Genomic DNA, 16,184 nt, shown 5'->3' on the forward strand with positions numbered 1-16,184 from the left:
GTCGCGGCCGTTGCATCCTGCAATTCACGAGGAATAATAAAGCATGAAAATCGATCGCATGCGGGTATTCGTCACCCGCGACAAGGACCGTCCCCGCGTTGTCGTCGCTCTCGATACCGATGACGGTCTGACCGGCTGGGGTGAATGTTACAATCACGGCCCAGATCTCGCCTTACCGCCGTTGCTGGATTACCTCTACGGTTTCCTTGCCGGGCAGGATCCGACACGGGTGGAGTATCTCTACAATCTTCTTCTGCAACAGAACCGTTTTCCGCCCGGCGCGCTTGGTCTGTCGGCAATCTCGGCGCTTGACCATTGCCTGTTGGACCTTGCCGCCAAGGCGGCCGGCGTGCCGGTCTACAAGCTGCTGGGCGGGGAAGTGCGCGACCGCATCAAGGTCTATGCCGGTGTCTATACCGCCCCGGACGCACCGGCGGCGAAAGAAGAGTTCGACCGTCTGAACGAGGACTGGGGCTTCACGGCTTTCAAGCTTAGCCCGTGGCGCGTCGATATCCACGCCCATCGCTGGGGAGAGGTGGTGCGCAGTTCGGCCGAATATTTCCGCTCGCTTCGCGAGACCGTTCGTCCCGATTACGATATCGCCTTTGATGCCCATGCCAAGATTTTCGAGCCTGCCGCCGCCCGCCAGCTCGGCAACGCGCTTGCCCCTTACGATCCGCTGTTTTTCGAAGAGCCTTTGCGTCCGGAAAACATCGAGATGTGGGGAGACCTGAAACAGGGGCTGAACTGCACGCTGGCAACAGGTGAAAGTCTTTATAATCGCAATGAGTTCCTGCGGCTTCTTCAAGTAAAGGGTGCGGATATCATCCAGCCCGACATCTGCGTCGTCGGCGGTATTTCGGAGATGCGCCGCATCGCCACGCTTGCGGAAGCCCACTTCGTCAGCATCGCGCCGCACAACCCGATGGGGCCGCTCGCCACCGCCGTCAACGTGCATTTCTCCGCCGCCCAGCAGAATTTCCGCATTCTCGAATACCGGCTGCCGAAAGGGCAATGCTATGTCTATGGCGGCACCGATCTGGAAAAACGCGAGGATGAAACCCGTTATGTCGTCGACCCATACCTGCCGAAGGACGGATATCTGGAACTGAGGCCGGATCGCCCCGGCTGGGGGGTGGAGATGGATGAAAAAGCCATGCAGGAGGATGGCTATGTTCACTGGCAGAGACGGGTGCCGAAGCGGCCTGACGGCTCCTATGCCTTCGCCTGAAACGGTTGCGATAAGCTGCGGGCAGCTCTCTGCCCGCCTGCGCCCCGCCTGGGGCGGCAGAATGACTCATCTGCACCATGCGGACTACGGCGATATTCTGGTGCCGACAAGCGAGGACGCTTTCGAGCCGTTCAACTGGCCGCGCGCCGGAGCCTATCCGCTGTTTCCTTACCACAACCGGCTTTATGGCGGCTCCTTCGTTCATGCAGGCATCCGTCATGGGCTTTCGCCCCATCCAGCCCTTGCGCCGGATGCCATGCATGGGCCTGCTCACCGGCGCGCCTGGGAGATTTCAGGTCTGGCTTCGGATCGGGCCGGGCTGGTGCTTGACTATGAGGCTGACGGGGAATGGCCTTTTTCCTTCCGGGCCGAACAGTCCTTTCTGCTTGAAGACGCCGGCCTCACCGTGGAACTGTCGATCACCAATCTGGCGGATGTGCCGGCACCAATGGCGCTGGGATGGCACCCCTATCTGGCTGCCGGCCTTGGCTGCGACGCGCAGACGGATGCAGGGCTGCAATATCCGCTGGACCCGCAGAACGTGCCGACCGGCGAGCCGGCAATTTCCCGCCACACGGCCGCCATTCCCGCATCGACGGGGTACACGCTGCATTACACCGGCTGGTCAAATGCGCATGTGCAATTGGGCAGGTTTTCACTGTTGATCGAGGCCGATCCCGTTTTCGGCCATCTGGCTGTTCACCGCATGGACCGCTATCTTTGCCTCGAGCCCGTTTCCATGGCGGCCGGAGCGCTCGGCCTGCCGGAGATGCGGCGGGAAGCGCTAGGTATCAGGATCGTCGCGCCCGGCGCGCGTCTGTCAGGGCGCATCCGGCTTTCCATCAGCTCCTGAGGGCAAGCAGGGAGGCGAGAATGCCTTGCCTCTGCGTCCTGTCTTCCCATTCAAAAAAACGCCACATGCCCATATTTTGAGCGTCAAAAATCGCCGCTCAAAAATGCGCTTGACGTCGGCGAAAATTTCTCACCAAATGAACCAATATCAGATTGGTTCAAGCAAATGGTGCGGTGTGGCGGCAGGCCCTAACGATAATTCCAACTACGCCTTGGCGCGGTTGCGTGACTATATTCAGGCGAATCATCTCACCAGAGATGGGCGTTTGCCGACGGAGCGGGCCTTTGCGGAGACTTTTAATGTCGGCCGTCGTTCAATCCGCCGCGCTCTGGAGGTTCTGGAGGCCGAAGGCCTGATCTGGCGGCGGCAGGGGGCCGGAACCTTTGTGGGGGAAAAACCGGACGATTGGTCCGCACAGGTCACGGAACTGGTCGCCGGAACGGATTTCATGGAAATCATGGAAGTGCGCCTGCGCATCGAACCGCAGCTGGCGCAGCTCGCGGCCATGCGCGCCAAGCCGGCCGAGGTGGAGCGCATGCGCGCCCTTGTTCAAAAGACCGGCCAGAGCACGGATGCCGACGCCAAGGAATTATGGGATGGTTCGCTCCATCGCCAGATCGCCCAGAGTGCCGGCAACAAGCTTTTCCTGTCGATCTTTGATGTCGTGAACCGCATTCGCCAGGACGATGCATGGCAGTCGATCCGCGAGCTTGCCCGGCGCAGCGGCACGAATGGCAGGGCGTCTTTCGAGCAGCATATGGCCATTGTCGAGGCCATTGCCGACCGCGATCCGGCGCGCGCCGGTGAAGCCATGCGCCAGCATCTTCTCATGCATCAGGAAAGGCTGATCCGCGCCACCTCGCTCGGCTTTCTGGAGGAGGAGACCGGGGAGGGCAATGCGGTCGAAGCCGATAATTCGCTGACCGAGGCCTCCTGAGGCCGCGGATGAAAACCGTCGTCCCTCAAGGGGCGGCCAATGACAAAAAGTCAAAATAACCAGACCAGAGGAACGAACATGAAGAAAATCCAGACATTGACTGCGGCGCTATTGGCAAGCGCATTGCTGGCCGCGCCGGCGCTATCGTCCGAATTGCGCATCGGCCTGAACGACGATGCCGATGTGCTCGACCCCGCGCAGTCGCGCACCTTCGTCGGCCGCATCGTCTACACCGCCATGTGCGACAAGCTGGTGGATATCTCGCAGGACATGAAGATCGTGCCGCAGCTGGCTACCGAATGGGCCTGGTCCGAAGGCGGCAAGGTGCTGACCATGAAAATCCGCGATGGCGTCAAGTTCCACAATGGCGAGACGCTGGACGCGGCCGCCGTTGTCGCCACCATCGAGCGCAATATCACGCTGCCGGAATCGCGCCGCAAAAGCGAGCTGTCCTCGGTCGAGAAGGTTGAGGCGACGGGACCGCTGGAGGTGAAATTTACGCTGAAGACGCCTGACGTTACCCTTCTGGCGCAGCTTTCCGACCGCGCCGGCATGATCGTTGAACCCAAGGCGGCCAAGGAACTGGGCGCGAATTTTGGTTCGAAACCGGTTTGCGCCGGGCCGTTCAAATTTGTCGAGCGTATCCAGCAGGACCGTATCGTGCTCGAGAAATTCGCTGACTATTGGGATAAGGACAAGGTCCTTGTTGACAAGGTCGTTTATCTGCCGATCCCCGATACGACCGTGAAGCTTGCAAACCTTCGTGCAGGCGACCTCGATATCGCCGAGCGTATTTCGGCGTCCGATGCGGAATCCGTCAGGAACGACTCCAAGCTGACCTATGCCGATGTGATCGGGCCGGGTTACATGGCCATGTATGTCAACATGAACAATGGCGCGCGTGCGGATAATCCGCTCGGCAAGGACAAGCGCCTGCGTCAGGCATTCTCCTATGCCATTGACCGCGAGGCGATCGGCCAGATCGTCTTTGAAGGCACCTCCAAGGGCGGTAATCAGGCCTTCCCGCCGACGAGCCCCTGGTTCAACCAGAGCCTGCCGGTGCCGCCGCGCGATATCGACAAGGCCAAGCAGCTGATGAAGGAAGCGGGTTACGAGACGCTCGACGTCGAGCTTCAGCACGCCAACAACACCACGCAGACACAGATGATGCAGGTCATCCAGTCCATGGTGGCCGAGGCCGGCTTCAACGTCACCCTGAAGGCAACCGAGTTTGCGACGCTTCTGTCCGAGCAAACCGCCGGCAACTACCAGCTCAGCCGTTCCGACTGGTCAGGACGTATCGATCCCGATGGCAACCTGCACCAGTTCGTCACCTGCAAGGGCGGCATTAACGACGTGAAATATTGCAATCCCGAGGTCGACAAGCTGCTGAACGAGGCCCGCGCCTCGACCGAAGATGCGGTCCGCAAGGAAAAATACGATGCCGCAAGTGTCATCCTCAACGATGACATGCCGATCATCTATCTCGGCCACCAGCCTTATGCCTATGCCATCTCCAACAAGGTCAAGGGCTGGGCACCGTCGCCGGATGGCATGATCCGTCTTCTCGGCGTCAGCAAGGACTGACAGCTTTGAACAGGTCGCACGGCTTGCCGTGCGGCCCCCAGCACCGGACTCAAACGGGGGCAATGCCATGCCTGTTTATATCGGCAAGCGACTGCTGGTCGCGATCCCGACGCTTCTCATCATTTCCATCTTCGTCTTTTCGCTGCAGAAATTGTTGCCGGGCGATCCGGTCCTTGCCATGGCGGGCGAGGAGCGCGATCCCGCGACGATTGAATTCCTGCGCGAGAAATATCGCCTGAACGACCCCGTGCCGCTGCAATATATCAACTGGCTGGGCGGCGTGGTTACGGGTGATTTCGGCATTTCGCTGCGCACCAACCAGCCGGTGCTGGAACTGATCGGCCAGAAGCTGCCGGTCACCATTCAGCTTGCCGTCATGGCAATGTTCTTTGCCATGGTCATCGGCATTCCCATCGGCATTCTGGCCGCCGTCAAGAAGAACACGTGGATCGATTATACGGCCAATATCGTGGCGCTCTCCGGCCTGTCGATCCCGAATTTCTGGCTCGGCATCATGCTGATCCTGCTGGTGTCGGTCAAACTCGGTTGGCTGCCGGCATCCGGTTATGAATCGATCTTCGTAGACCCTGTCCGCTCCATCGAAACCATGATCATGCCCGCCTTCGTGCTCGGCAATGCGCTTGCGGCGACGCTGATGCGCCATACCCGCTCGGCGATGGTGGCGGTCTTGAGTTCCGATTATATCCGCACCGCCCGCGCCAAGGGGCTTTCGCCACGCGAAATCATCCTGTCGCACAGTTTCCGCAACGCGCTTCTGCCCGTCATCACGCTGCTGGCGCTGCTCTTCGGTGAATTGCTGGCCGGCGCGGTTCTGACGGAGCAGATATTCACCATTCCCGGCTTCGGCAAGATGACCGTCGATGCGGTGTTTACGCGTGACTATGCCGTCGTGCAGGGCATCGTGCTCTGCACCGCCGTCGGTTTCATCCTCATGAACCTTCTGGCCGACATTGCCTATGTCCTGCTCAACCCCCGCCTCAGGGCGACAATCTGAGGCTGATATCATGACCGTTCTCGATCAAAACCTCTCCGTACCGGCGACACGGCAGGAAAGCCGCGCCTGGAAAAAAATGAGGCGCAACAAATCGGCGCTTGTCGGCATGATCATCGTGCTGTTTTTCGCCGTGCTTGCCATCGCCGCGCCGATCCTGCCGATTGCCGACCCGGTTGCGACCAGCTGGTCGGCCATCCGCAAGGCGCCATCGGCGGCCCACTGGCTCGGGACCGATGATCTCGGCCGCGACATTCTCTCGCGCATGATCTATGGCGCGCGCGCTTCGCTGATGGCAGGCGTCGTCTCCGTGATGATCGCCGTTGTGATCGGTGTGCCGTTCGGGTTGATTTCAGGTTATTTCGGCGGCTGGGTGGATATGGTCATATCGCGCATCACTGAAGCGCTGCTGGCCATGCCGTTCCTGATCATGGCGATTGCACTGGCTGCCTTTCTCGGCCCGAGCCTCACCAATGCGATGATTGCCATCGGCCTTTCCGCCATGCCGATTTTCGTGCGGTTGACGCGCGGGCAGGTGCTTGCCGTCAAGATGGAAGATTATGTCGAAGGCGCAAGGTCCATCGGCCTCAACCACATCGATATCATGACCCGTTATATCCTGCCGAATGTCTTTGCCCCCATCATCGTGCAGGCGACGCTGACGGTGGCGACCGCCATCATCGCGGAGGCGAGCCTTTCCTTCCTCGGTCTCGGCCAGCAGGCGCCGGCCCCATCCTGGGGTTCCATGCTGAACACCGCGAAGAATTTTCTCAGCCAGGCGCCGTGGATGACGATGTGGCCCGGCATCGCCATCTTCCTCGTCGTCATCGGTTTCAATCTTCTGGGCGACGGCCTGCGTGACGCGCTCGATCCGCGCGAAGCATGATTTTTTACAAGGAATATCGGAATGACTGAATTCACCACACGCCCTGAAATCCTTGGCACCTTCGGCGTCGTCACCTCAACGCACTGGATCGCCTCGGCCGTTGGCATGGCGATCCTCGAAAAGGGCGGCAATGCTTTCGACGCCGCCGTCGCCACCGGTTTTGTCCTCCAGATTGTCGAGCCGCATCTGTGCGGTCCGGGCGGAGATATGCCGGCCGTGTTTTATTCGAAGCAGAAGGACAAGGTCGAAGTCATCTGCGCACAGGGCCCGGCCCCGAGCGGTGCGACGATCGAACATTACACTTCGGAAGGGCTGAAACTGATCCCCGGCGACGGGCTGCTGGCCACCGTCATCCCCGGTGCCTTCGACGGCTGGATGCTGATGCTGCGCGATTATGGCACGATGAGCGTGCGCGACGTGCTGGAACCGGCCATCTATTATGCCGAGCAGGGGCATCCAACGCTTCCGCGTGTCTCCGCCACCATCAAGGGGCTGGCCGATTTCTTCGAGAAGGAATGGCCGACATCCCATGAGACATGGCTGCCGGGCGGCGCGGCACCCGAACCTCACGCCAATTTCAGGAACCCGGTCCTTGCCGCGACCTATCACCGGATCGTCACCGAAGCCGAAGCGCGCTCCGGCCGCGAAAACCAGATCGAGGCGGCACGCGATGCCTTCTACCGGGGTTTCGTTGCGGAAGCCATCGACAGTTACGTAAGGTCGGCGGAGGTGATGGATGCCAGCGGCGCAAAGCATAAAGGGGTGCTGACGGCGCAGGACATGGCAGATTGGAGCGCGACCGTCGAAGCGCCGCAGACATTCGACTATCATGACTGGACGGTTGCCAAGACACCCGCCTGGGGGCAGGGCCCGGTTCTGCTGCAATCGCTCGCATTGCTGAAAGGTTTCGACATCGCGGCCATGGACCCGTCCGGTCCCGATTTCATCCACACCGTCGTCGAAGCCATGAAGCTCGCCTTTGCCGACCGTGAGGTCTATTACGGCGATCCGGAATTTGGGCAAATCCCGACGGAATATCTTCTCTCCGAGGGCTATAATGCCGGACGCCGGGCGCTGATCGGCCGCGAGGCCTCGCTGGAGCTGCGCCCCGGCACCGTGCCGGGTTATGAAAATCAGGTGGACGCCACCATGGCCATGCTGGCCGAGATGAGCGGCAAGGGCACCGTCTACGAACCGACCATGTCGCATCTGACTGAGAAGCGCGGGGACACGGTGCATATCGATGTCATCGATCGCTGGGGCAACATGGTCTCCACCACGCCTTCGGGCGGCTGGCTGCAATCCTCGCCCATCGTACCGGGCCTCGGTTTCGCGCTCAATTCCCGCGCCCAGATGTTCTGGCTGAAGGAAGGCCTGCCGACCTCGCTTGCGCCGGGCAAACGCCCGCGCACGACGCTGACGCCGTCGCTGGCGCTGCATCAGGGCCGTCCCGCCATGGTCTTCGGCACACCCGGCGGCGACCAGCAGGACCAGTGGCAGCTGCCCTTCTTCCTGCGTTATGCGCATCACGGCAAGAACCTGCAGTCGGCCATCGATATGCCCCTGTTCCACACCTCGCATTTTCCGGGTTCGTTTTATCCGCGCACCAGTTCGCCGGGTGAAATCATGGTGGAAAGCACGGTGGGGGAGGCCACGCTCGACGAGCTTCGCCGTCGCGGCCACCGGGTCACGGTTGCCGATGCCTGGTCGGTCGGGCGATTGACTGCTGCGCGGCGGGATGCGGATGGCCTGTTGCGGGCTGCGGCAACACCGCGGCTGATGCAGGCCTATGCGGTGGGGCGTTGACACCATGGAAACAAAACCAGTCCTCTCCGTCCGTAACCTGACGACGTCGTTTCTCGTCGATGACGAATGGAAAAGCGTCGTGCGCAACGTCTCTTTCGATGTTGCGCCAGGCGAAACCGTCGCGATTGTCGGCGAATCCGGTTCCGGCAAGTCCGTCACCTCGCTGTCGCTCATGCGCCTGCTTGCGCCTTCCTCCAGCCGGATCGAAGGCGAAGTGCTGCTCAACGGCCGTAACCTGCTGGCGCTTTCCGAAAAGGAGATGCGCGGCGTGCGCGGCAACGATATCTCGATGATCTTTCAGGAGCCGATGACCTCGCTCAATCCGATCTTCACCATCGGCCGTCAGATTTCCGAAGTTCTCATTCGCCACAAGGGGCTTTCGAAACAGCAGGCGCGGGCGGAGACGGTGCGGCTTCTGGAAAAGGTCCGTATTCCCAATGCGGCCGGCCGTTTTGACGAATATCCGCATCAGTTTTCCGGCGGCATGCGCCAGCGGGTAATGATTGCCATGGCGCTCGCCTCGCGGCCGAAACTGCTGATCGCCGATGAGCCGACGACGGCGCTCGACGTTACCATTCAGGGGCAAATCCTCGACCTGATCAAACTGCTTCAGGAAGAGGAAGGCATGTCGGTCCTTTTCATCACCCACGACATGGGTGTGGTGGCCGAGATCGCCGACCGGACGATCGTCATGTATCGCGGCGATGAGGTTGAGACCGGACCGACCGAGGCGATATTCAAACGCGGCAAGCACCCCTATACGCGGGCGCTGCTTTCGGCGGTGCCGAAGCTTGGCTCGATGCGTGATCGGCAATGGCCGACACGTTTTCCCGTGCTCGACATGAAAACCGGTCTTTCAACCGAAGCCGAGGAGGTGGCCGAGACGGTTGCGAGCGGTCAGACGCCGGTTCTGTCGGTCAAGAACCTCGTGACGCGTTTCCCCATCCGCTCCGGCCTGCTGGCGCGCCAGATGGGTGCGGTTCATGCCGTCGAAAACGTCTCCTTCGATCTGTTCCAGGGCGAGACGCTTGCGCTGGTCGGTGAATCCGGTTGCGGAAAATCCACCACCGGCCGCTCGATCATGCGCCTCGTGGAGCCGTCGTCCGGCGATGTATCGCTTGACGGTTACGATGTGATGCGGCTCGATACGGTGGGCCTGCGCAACATGCGCAAATCCGTCCAGATGATCTTTCAGGACCCGTTCTCCTCGCTCAATCCGCGCATGACGGTGGGGACGGCAATTTCCGAACCCTTCATCAAGCACAAGCTGGGCACCACGAAACAGGCGAAGGAAAAGACCGCCGATCTTCTGCAGAAGGTTGGCCTTTCCGCTGATATGGCCAGTCGCTACCCGCATGAGTTTTCCGGCGGCCAGCGCCAGCGCATCGCGATTGCCCGCGCGCTTGCGCTTGATCCCAAGGTTATCGTTGCCGATGAAAGCGTCTCGGCGCTGGACGTTTCGATCAAGGCGCAGGTCTGCAACCTGTTGCTCGACCTTCAGCAGAGCCTCAACCTCGCCTTCCTGTTCATCTCGCATGATATGGCGGTGGTGGAGCGCGTCAGCCATCGCGTGGCGGTGATGTATCTCGGCGAGATCGTCGAAATCGGCCCGCGTGCTGATGTCTTCGACAATCCGCAGCATGCCTATACGAAAAAGCTGATGGCGGCGGTGCCGGTTCCGGATCCGGCGCGGCGCGGAATAAGGCGCGGCGTTTCCAATGACGAGCTGAAAAGCCCGATACGGGCAATGGGATATGAAACGCCTGTACGGACTTACAGGACCGTTTCACCCGGCCATTTCGTGCAGGTGGCCTGAGGCGGCAAAAAGGCGGGTCTTGAAGCGAATGCCGGTCATCTGGAACAATGGCGCTGCCCGCACCACCGGTGCCGGCATTCTTTCGAGGTGACGATGCGACGACTGGTTTTATGGGGAGTGCTGATGATGGCCCTTGGCGCAAATGCTGAGGCTTCCGTTCTGGAAGCCGTAACGGCGAAGGATCACGCGAGGCTCGAACAGCTTTTGAAAAACAGTGGCGTCACCGAAGAACGGAACGCGCAGGGCCAGACGCCTCTTCTGGTTGCCGTCTGGCAAAATGATGTGCCGGCGGCACGCCTGCTTATCGAGGCCGGTGCCGATGTTGATGCCCGCGACAATATCGAGGACAGCCCCTTTCTGGTGGCGGGTGCGCAGGGCAGAACCGAGATCCTGCGCATGATCCTGAAAAAGGGCGCAAACCTTGAAAGCACCAACCGCTTTGGCGGCACCGCCCTCATTCCGGCTGCCGAAAAGGGACATCCGGAAGCCGTTGATATGCTGCTTGCAGCCGGTTTGGATGTCGATCACGTCAACCGGCTTGGGTGGACGGCCCTGCTTGAAGTCACAATCCTGAGAGATGGCGGGGCGGTATCCCAGCGGATCGTCCGGTCGCTTCTTGCCGGCGGCGCTGACGTTGCAGTGAAGGATTTTGACGGAAGGACCGCGCTTGCCCATGCCCGCGAAAGAGGGCTTACGGAAATCGTTGCACTGCTTAAGGCCGCCGGCGCGAAGGACTGACCGGCCGCTTGGCCGAGCACGCGAGCGGCTTCAGGCCGACCTTTGCGCCAGCCCGGTGCCTGCTGGAAATATCAGCTGAACCTTCGCCCCTTCACCGGGTTTCGAACTGATATGCGCCTCGCCGCCGCTCTGGCGAACGAAGCCATAGACCATGGCAAGGCCAAGGCCCGCGCCGCCATGGTCTCCGCGGGTGGTGAAATAGGGCTCAAACGCCTTGTCCACCGCCTCGGGCGTCATGCCGATCCCCTCGTCGGTGACTGATATCACCAGTGCATCCTTATCGCAGGTCGCCTCGATTGAAATCAGGCCGCCATCAGGCATGGCGGCTGCGGCATTGAGGCAGAGGTTGAGGATGGATTGCTCGAAGAGGGCGGGGTCGAGCGGGATTGTGGGAAGATTGTCATCGAGATCGAGCGCGATCCGGCATTTGGGCCCGACCGCGATCTCGAGGATATCGGCCATGCCGCGCAGCAGGTTGGCGACATTGATTGAGCTTGGATGGATCGGCTGCTGGCTGCCGATGGTCAACATGCTGCTGGCGAGAGACCGGCCGCGATCCGCAGCCTTGCGGATACGGGCGATGTGGCGGTTCTGGCGGTCGTTGAACCCGGCCTCGCGCTCCAAAAGCCCCAGACTGCCGGTGATGATGCCGATCATGTTGCCCACCTCATGGCTGACCTGGTGGGTCATGCGCATGATGCCGTCAAGCCGCTGGGCCTTTACGGCTTCCGCTTCCTGCCGGTCGAGCGCCGTGACATCGCGGGCAAGCAGCACGATGCCGCCATCCGGCTGGCGCGACATCGATACTTCGATCACCCGTTCGTCCGCGGTGCGGTGGCGCACAACGGCGCGCTCCATCAACGCGCCCTTTTCGCTCTCGAACGGCAGAAGCATCGGATCGATTTCCGGGACCGGTTCGACAAACCGGCGGATCGGCAGTTTTCGCGACGAGCCGGAGCGTCCGACCAGTTCGATGATGCGGCGGTTCATGGTGATCGGCCGGCCGGTTGCATCAAACAGCGCTATGCCCTCATTCATGTTGCGGAAGGTCGAGCGGATGGTGCGGGCCGCCGCTTCCGCCGTGCGCCTGAGGCGCGAGACGCGGTCGACGCTGTCATGAAAGGCGCGGAATGCGTCAAGCAGACGGATCAGCTCCGTTTCCGAGCCGCTATAGGAAGGCGGGCCGACATCCTTTTCGCCTTTGGCAAGCGCATTCATGCCGTTGGAGAGCGCCGCGATCCCGCGTGACACCCGCATTACCGAGCGGATGGAGAGGATCGCCACCACCAGAACCAGAAGGGAGGCGACGGCCACGATGACCAGCAGGCGACTGAGCGCATCGGAGGTGGAGATCAGGTCTTCGTTCAGGCTGCGGGCAACCGCATCGCCCTGGGTTTCCGTGACATGGGAAAGATCGCGCGATACGGTGTGAAGGCGGGAGACCGAGGCGCGGATGGCGAACATTTCCAGGAGGTAACGGCTCTGGGCCGCAAAGACACGCTCATAGGGCTGCATTTCGGCCAGAGGCAGCCGCTCGCCGGGGTAACCCTGCTGGCGGGCCGTGGTTTCCGCCACGTAGCGGCGGCGCAGTTCGCCCAGCTGGAAAAGACTGTCGGATGCGGAGGCGGCCTGCACGATGCCGTTCATGCGCCGGCGCAGTTCCGGGTCTGCAATGCCGCGACCGGTAGCGATTTCGCCGAGTGCCGCCGCTGCCTCCGCCTTGTGGGCCTGCGCGGCATCGGCATCCTTGGCGAGATCGAGCGTCTGCGCCCTGATAAGCTGGAGCAGTTCGACGATGCGTTCGCTCGCAAAGCCGCGTGCTGCCCGCTCCCCGCTGGCTGGCCCGGTCATCTCCAGCAGCAGGTCGACCTGCTGGACCACGGAGCGGCTTTCGCTGGAAACGCGATAGGGCGAGGCGGCATTCATCAGGAAAGGCGCGCTGGAGACGAGATCGGAGACCTGCCGGGAGACCAGCGACGCCTTGGCGAGACTGGAAAAGGCCTGCAAGCCATAGGCCGCCATCTCATCGCGGGCGCGCTGCAGGCCATAAATGGCGATGGCCGACAGGCTGAAGACGAGGACGCAGGTAAAGACGATCGCAAAGGGCAGGCGAAACGCGATCGAGGAAAGGAAGGAACGGCTGATCACGGGGAAAGCTCGCCCTCGTCGGTATGGAGCACATATCCCTTGCCGCGCCGCGTCTTGATATGGCGCGGCAGGTCTGGGTTTATCTCGATCTTGCGCCTGAGCCGCAGCACCAGCACATCGACATTGCGGTCGATATAGCGGTCGCTTTCCGAACCCAGCCGGTCGAGGATCTGCGAGCGGCTGACGGGCTGGTTGGGCGTTTCGGCGAGAATTTCCAGCAGCGCGAATTCGGCGCTGGTCAGCGTGCGGCTGCGGTCCGCAAGGCAGACGGCCCGGCGGGCATCGAGATCGATCGCCCAGTCGCCGAGGCGCAGCGCCGTGCGGCCATGATCACGCTCGCTGTCCTTTTCCTGTTTCAGCGAGGGGATCGTTCGGCGCAACACGGCCTTGATCCGTGCCGTCAGTTCGATGGGTTCGAAGGGTTTGACCACATAATCGTCGGCGGCCGTTTCCAGACCGAGAACCCTGTCGGCGGCGCTGCCGGCGGCCGTGACCATGACGATGCCGATATCGCTATCGACCTTGCTGCGCAGCCGCTGGGCGAAAGTGCGGCCGGATGTACCGGGCAGATTGTGATCAACGAGCACCAGCTGCATCCTGTCCCGCGCCAATATCTCGTCCGCTTCCTCGGCGGAGCGGGCGCAGGTGGGCAGCCAGCCCTCGGCCTCGACGAGGTCCGAGATAAGCTCGGCCATATCAGGATCGTCCTCGACGATCAGAATGCGAACCTTCTGATTAAGCACGGCATCTTCCTCCCGCCATCATCATAGGCGCGGCTGCAGCGATCTTCAAAGGCTCGCTGGTTATCTCCCCCGTCATAATTGTAATATCTGTAATCTTGTTCGGCGGTGCAGTGAAAAATTGGTAACCATTCTTCGATTGCGGTACGGGCCGAATGTGACATGCTGTTTGTGGAGACTGGAACGGGGAGGTTCCAGGCAGGGAGGCTTTAAGTGAAACGATTGACCGCACTTGCGGCGAGCATGGCTCTATGGCTGTGCGGCGCAGGGCATGGCATGGCCGAGCCGAAGTTGAACGTCCTGTGCGGCGTCGACGAGTCCTGGTGCGTGGCCATGCAGCGGGCCTTCGAGGCAAAGATGGGCCTTGAGATTTCGATGGTTCGCAGAAGCACGGGCGAAATCCTCGACCAGATCCGTGCGGAACGATCCCACCCGACAGTCGACGTCTGGTGGGGTGGCACGGGCGATACCCATTTGCAGGCCGGCTCGGAAGGGCTGCTGGACGAGTATCAACCCCTGCATCCACAGGACCTGTTGCCCTGGGCGCAGAATTTTTATGCCATGTCCGGATCAAGGTCAGCCGGCATTTATGCCGGAGCGCTGGGATTTGCCTATAATTCCGAACTGCTCGCCAGAAACAATCTGCCGGCTCCCACTTGCTGGAAGGATCTGGCGAAGGACATTTATCGCGGCCATATCCTGACCGGCAATCCAAACTATTCCGGCACGGCCTTCACCATGCTCGCCACGCTGGTGCAGCTGTTCGGCGAGGAGGAGGCCTTCGGTTTCATGACGAAACTGAACCGGAATGTCGTCGGTTATACCAAGGTGGGTGCAGCGCCCGTCAAGGCGGCGGCGCGGGGCGAGGTCGTGATCGGGATTTCCTTCATGCATGACGCGGTGACCCAGAAGATCGAAGGGTTTCCGCTGGTCATCGTCGCCCCCTGCGAAGGCACCGGTTACGAGATCGGGGCGGTCAGCATCGTCAAGGGCAACCGAAATACGGCCCTTGCGCAGGCCTTCGTGGAATTTGCGCTGAGCCCGGAAGGGCAGGCGACCGGGGCTGCGGCGGGCCAGAACCAGGTGCCGTCCAACGCCCGGGCGACATTGCCGCTCACCGCACCCGATATATCGATGATCAAGATGGTGGACTATGACTTCGCCACCTTCGGACAGCCGGAAGAGCGAAGTCGGTTATTGAGCCGCTTCGACAGCGAAATCCACCCGAGCCAGACCCAGTAGGGCCAAAAACCAACACCTTGAAAAGACAGCGTGCGCGCCGCAGGGCGCCGCGACCGGCAGCGCCATGTCCGCGCGCTGCCCAGGAATTCAGACGCAAGCTACAGGAGGATAACCATGCGACTGACGATACTTTCCACCCTGCTTTTTGCCGGCACGGCACTGAGCGCCGTTTCCGCGCAGGCGGCGGGCGAACTGAACCTGATCTGCTCGGCCGATGTCGTCATCTGCGAACAGATGAAGGGCGATTTTGAAAAGTCGCACGACATCAAGGTCAATATGGTGCGCCTGTCTTCGGGCGAGACCTATGCCAAGGTGCGCGCGGAAGCCCGCAACCCGAAGACCGATATCTGGTGGGCCGGTACCGGCGATCCGCATATGCAGGCGGCCTCGGAAAACCTGACGCTGGAATACAAGTCGCCGATGCTCGACCAGTTGCAGGACTGGGCCGTCAAACAGGCCGAAAGCACCGGTTACAGGACTGTCGGCGTTTATGCCGGTGCGCTGGGCTGGGGCTACAACACCGAAATCTTCAAGTCGAAGGGTTACAAGGAGCCGAAGTGCTGGGCCGACCTGCTGGCGCCGGAACTGAAGGGCGAAATTCAGATCGCCAATCCGAACTCTTCGGGCACCGCCTATACCGCGCTTGCCTCGCTCGCGCAGATCATGGGTGAAGATCAGGCGATCGACTATCTGAAGAAGCTCAACGTCAATATCTCGCAATATACCAAGTCGGGTTCCGCACCGGTCAAGGCGGCGGCGCGCGGCGAGACGGCGCTCGGCATCGTCTTCATGCATGATGCGGTGGCGCAGACGGCGGAAGGCTTCCCCGTCAAGTCGATCGCGCCGTGCGAAGGCACGGGTTACGAGATCGGCTCCATGTCGATCATCAAGGGTGCCCGCAACCTCGACAATGCCAAGACCTGGTACGACTGGGCGCTGAAGCCGGAAGTCCAGTCGCGCATGAAGGACGCCAAGTCCTTCCAGCTTCCCTCCAACAAGACGGCGGAAGTGCCGAAGGAAGCGCCGAAGTTCGAGGACATCAAGCTCATCGACTACGACTTCAAGACCTATGGCGATCCGGCCAAGCGCAAGGCGTTGCTGGAACGCTGGGACCGCGAGGTCGGTGCGGTCGCCAACTGATCTTAACTCCGGCGACAGGCATCCCGGCTTTTTAAGCCGGGATGCCCG

The 16,184-nt window shown here is 61.2% G+C and carries 13 protein-coding genes; 11 read left to right on the forward strand and 2 right to left on the reverse strand.

The window, feature by feature from the left end:
- The first annotated feature begins 43 nt into the window (after positions 1–43).
- The 9 genes from AKG12_RS23035 (at position 44) to AKG12_RS23075 (ending at position 10,866) form a co-directional block, all read left to right on the forward strand.
- Positions 44–1,231, forward strand: coding sequence for a galactarate dehydratase (locus AKG12_RS23035; protein ID WP_052820567.1), 1,188 nt, complete (start codon positions 44–46; stop codon positions 1,229–1,231).
- Positions 1,218–2,084, forward strand: coding sequence for an aldose epimerase family protein (locus AKG12_RS23040; protein ID WP_052820568.1), 867 nt, complete (start codon positions 1,218–1,220; stop codon positions 2,082–2,084). The genes AKG12_RS23035 and AKG12_RS23040 overlap by 14 nt, the downstream gene beginning before the upstream one ends.
- Positions 2,085–2,220: 136 nt before the next feature.
- Positions 2,221–3,021: a FadR/GntR family transcriptional regulator gene (locus tag AKG12_RS23045; protein ID WP_052820569.1), complete on the forward strand. Its 801-nt coding sequence runs from the start codon at positions 2,221–2,223 to the stop codon at positions 3,019–3,021.
- Between the two features lie 78 nt (positions 3,022–3,099).
- Positions 3,100–4,608 (forward strand): ABC transporter substrate-binding protein, encoded by a 1,509-nt coding sequence (locus AKG12_RS23050; protein WP_052820570.1) that lies wholly within the window; start codon positions 3,100–3,102, stop codon positions 4,606–4,608.
- 67 nt (positions 4,609–4,675) lie between these two features.
- On the forward strand, positions 4,676–5,623 hold the full coding sequence (locus tag AKG12_RS23055) for an ABC transporter permease (protein WP_003499573.1): 948 nt from the start codon (positions 4,676–4,678) through the stop codon (positions 5,621–5,623).
- A gap of 10 nt (positions 5,624–5,633) precedes the next feature.
- The gene (locus AKG12_RS23060) at positions 5,634–6,506 is read left to right on the forward strand and encodes an ABC transporter permease (protein WP_052820571.1); all 873 of its coding nucleotides are present in this window, start codon (positions 5,634–5,636) and stop codon (positions 6,504–6,506) included.
- Between the two features lie 21 nt (positions 6,507–6,527).
- Positions 6,528–8,312 (forward strand): gamma-glutamyltransferase family protein, encoded by a 1,785-nt coding sequence (locus AKG12_RS23065; RefSeq protein ID WP_052820572.1) that lies wholly within the window; start codon positions 6,528–6,530, stop codon positions 8,310–8,312.
- 4 nt (positions 8,313–8,316) lie between these two features.
- Positions 8,317–10,128, forward strand: coding sequence for an ABC transporter ATP-binding protein (locus AKG12_RS23070; protein ID WP_052820614.1), 1,812 nt, complete (start codon positions 8,317–8,319; stop codon positions 10,126–10,128).
- 123 nt (positions 10,129–10,251) lie between these two features.
- Positions 10,252–10,866 (forward strand): ankyrin repeat domain-containing protein, encoded by a 615-nt coding sequence (locus AKG12_RS23075; RefSeq protein WP_082179018.1) that lies wholly within the window; start codon positions 10,252–10,254, stop codon positions 10,864–10,866.
- Positions 10,867–10,896: 30 nt separating this feature from the next.
- Here the strand turns inward: AKG12_RS23075 and AKG12_RS23080 are convergent, their stop codons facing one another.
- Positions 10,897–13,014 carry a sensor histidine kinase gene (locus AKG12_RS23080; RefSeq protein WP_052820574.1) on the reverse strand — a complete coding sequence of 706 codons (2,118 nt, stop codon included), beginning with the start codon at positions 13,012–13,014 and terminating at the stop codon, positions 10,897–10,899.
- Positions 13,011–13,757, reverse strand: coding sequence for a response regulator transcription factor (locus tag AKG12_RS23085; protein ID WP_052820575.1), 747 nt, complete (start codon positions 13,755–13,757; stop codon positions 13,011–13,013). The genes AKG12_RS23080 and AKG12_RS23085 overlap by 4 nt, the downstream gene beginning before the upstream one ends.
- 210 nt (positions 13,758–13,967) lie before the next feature.
- Here AKG12_RS23085 and AKG12_RS23090 point away from each other — a divergent pair, with 210 nt between their 5' ends.
- Together AKG12_RS23090 and AKG12_RS23095 are read left to right on the forward strand one after the other, a co-directional pair.
- Complete coding sequence (locus AKG12_RS23090) at positions 13,968–14,996, forward strand: ABC transporter substrate-binding protein (RefSeq protein WP_502688814.1); 1,029 nt, start codon at positions 13,968–13,970, stop codon at positions 14,994–14,996.
- A gap of 114 nt (positions 14,997–15,110) precedes the next feature.
- Positions 15,111–16,136: an ABC transporter substrate-binding protein gene (locus tag AKG12_RS23095; protein WP_046801267.1), complete on the forward strand. Its 1,026-nt coding sequence runs from the start codon at positions 15,111–15,113 to the stop codon at positions 16,134–16,136.
- Positions 16,137–16,184 lie beyond the last annotated feature (48 nt).

This window comes from Agrobacterium sp. SUL3 (assembly GCF_001263295.1).
Classification (GTDB): Bacteria; Pseudomonadota; Alphaproteobacteria; order Rhizobiales; family Rhizobiaceae; genus Agrobacterium; species Agrobacterium tomkonis.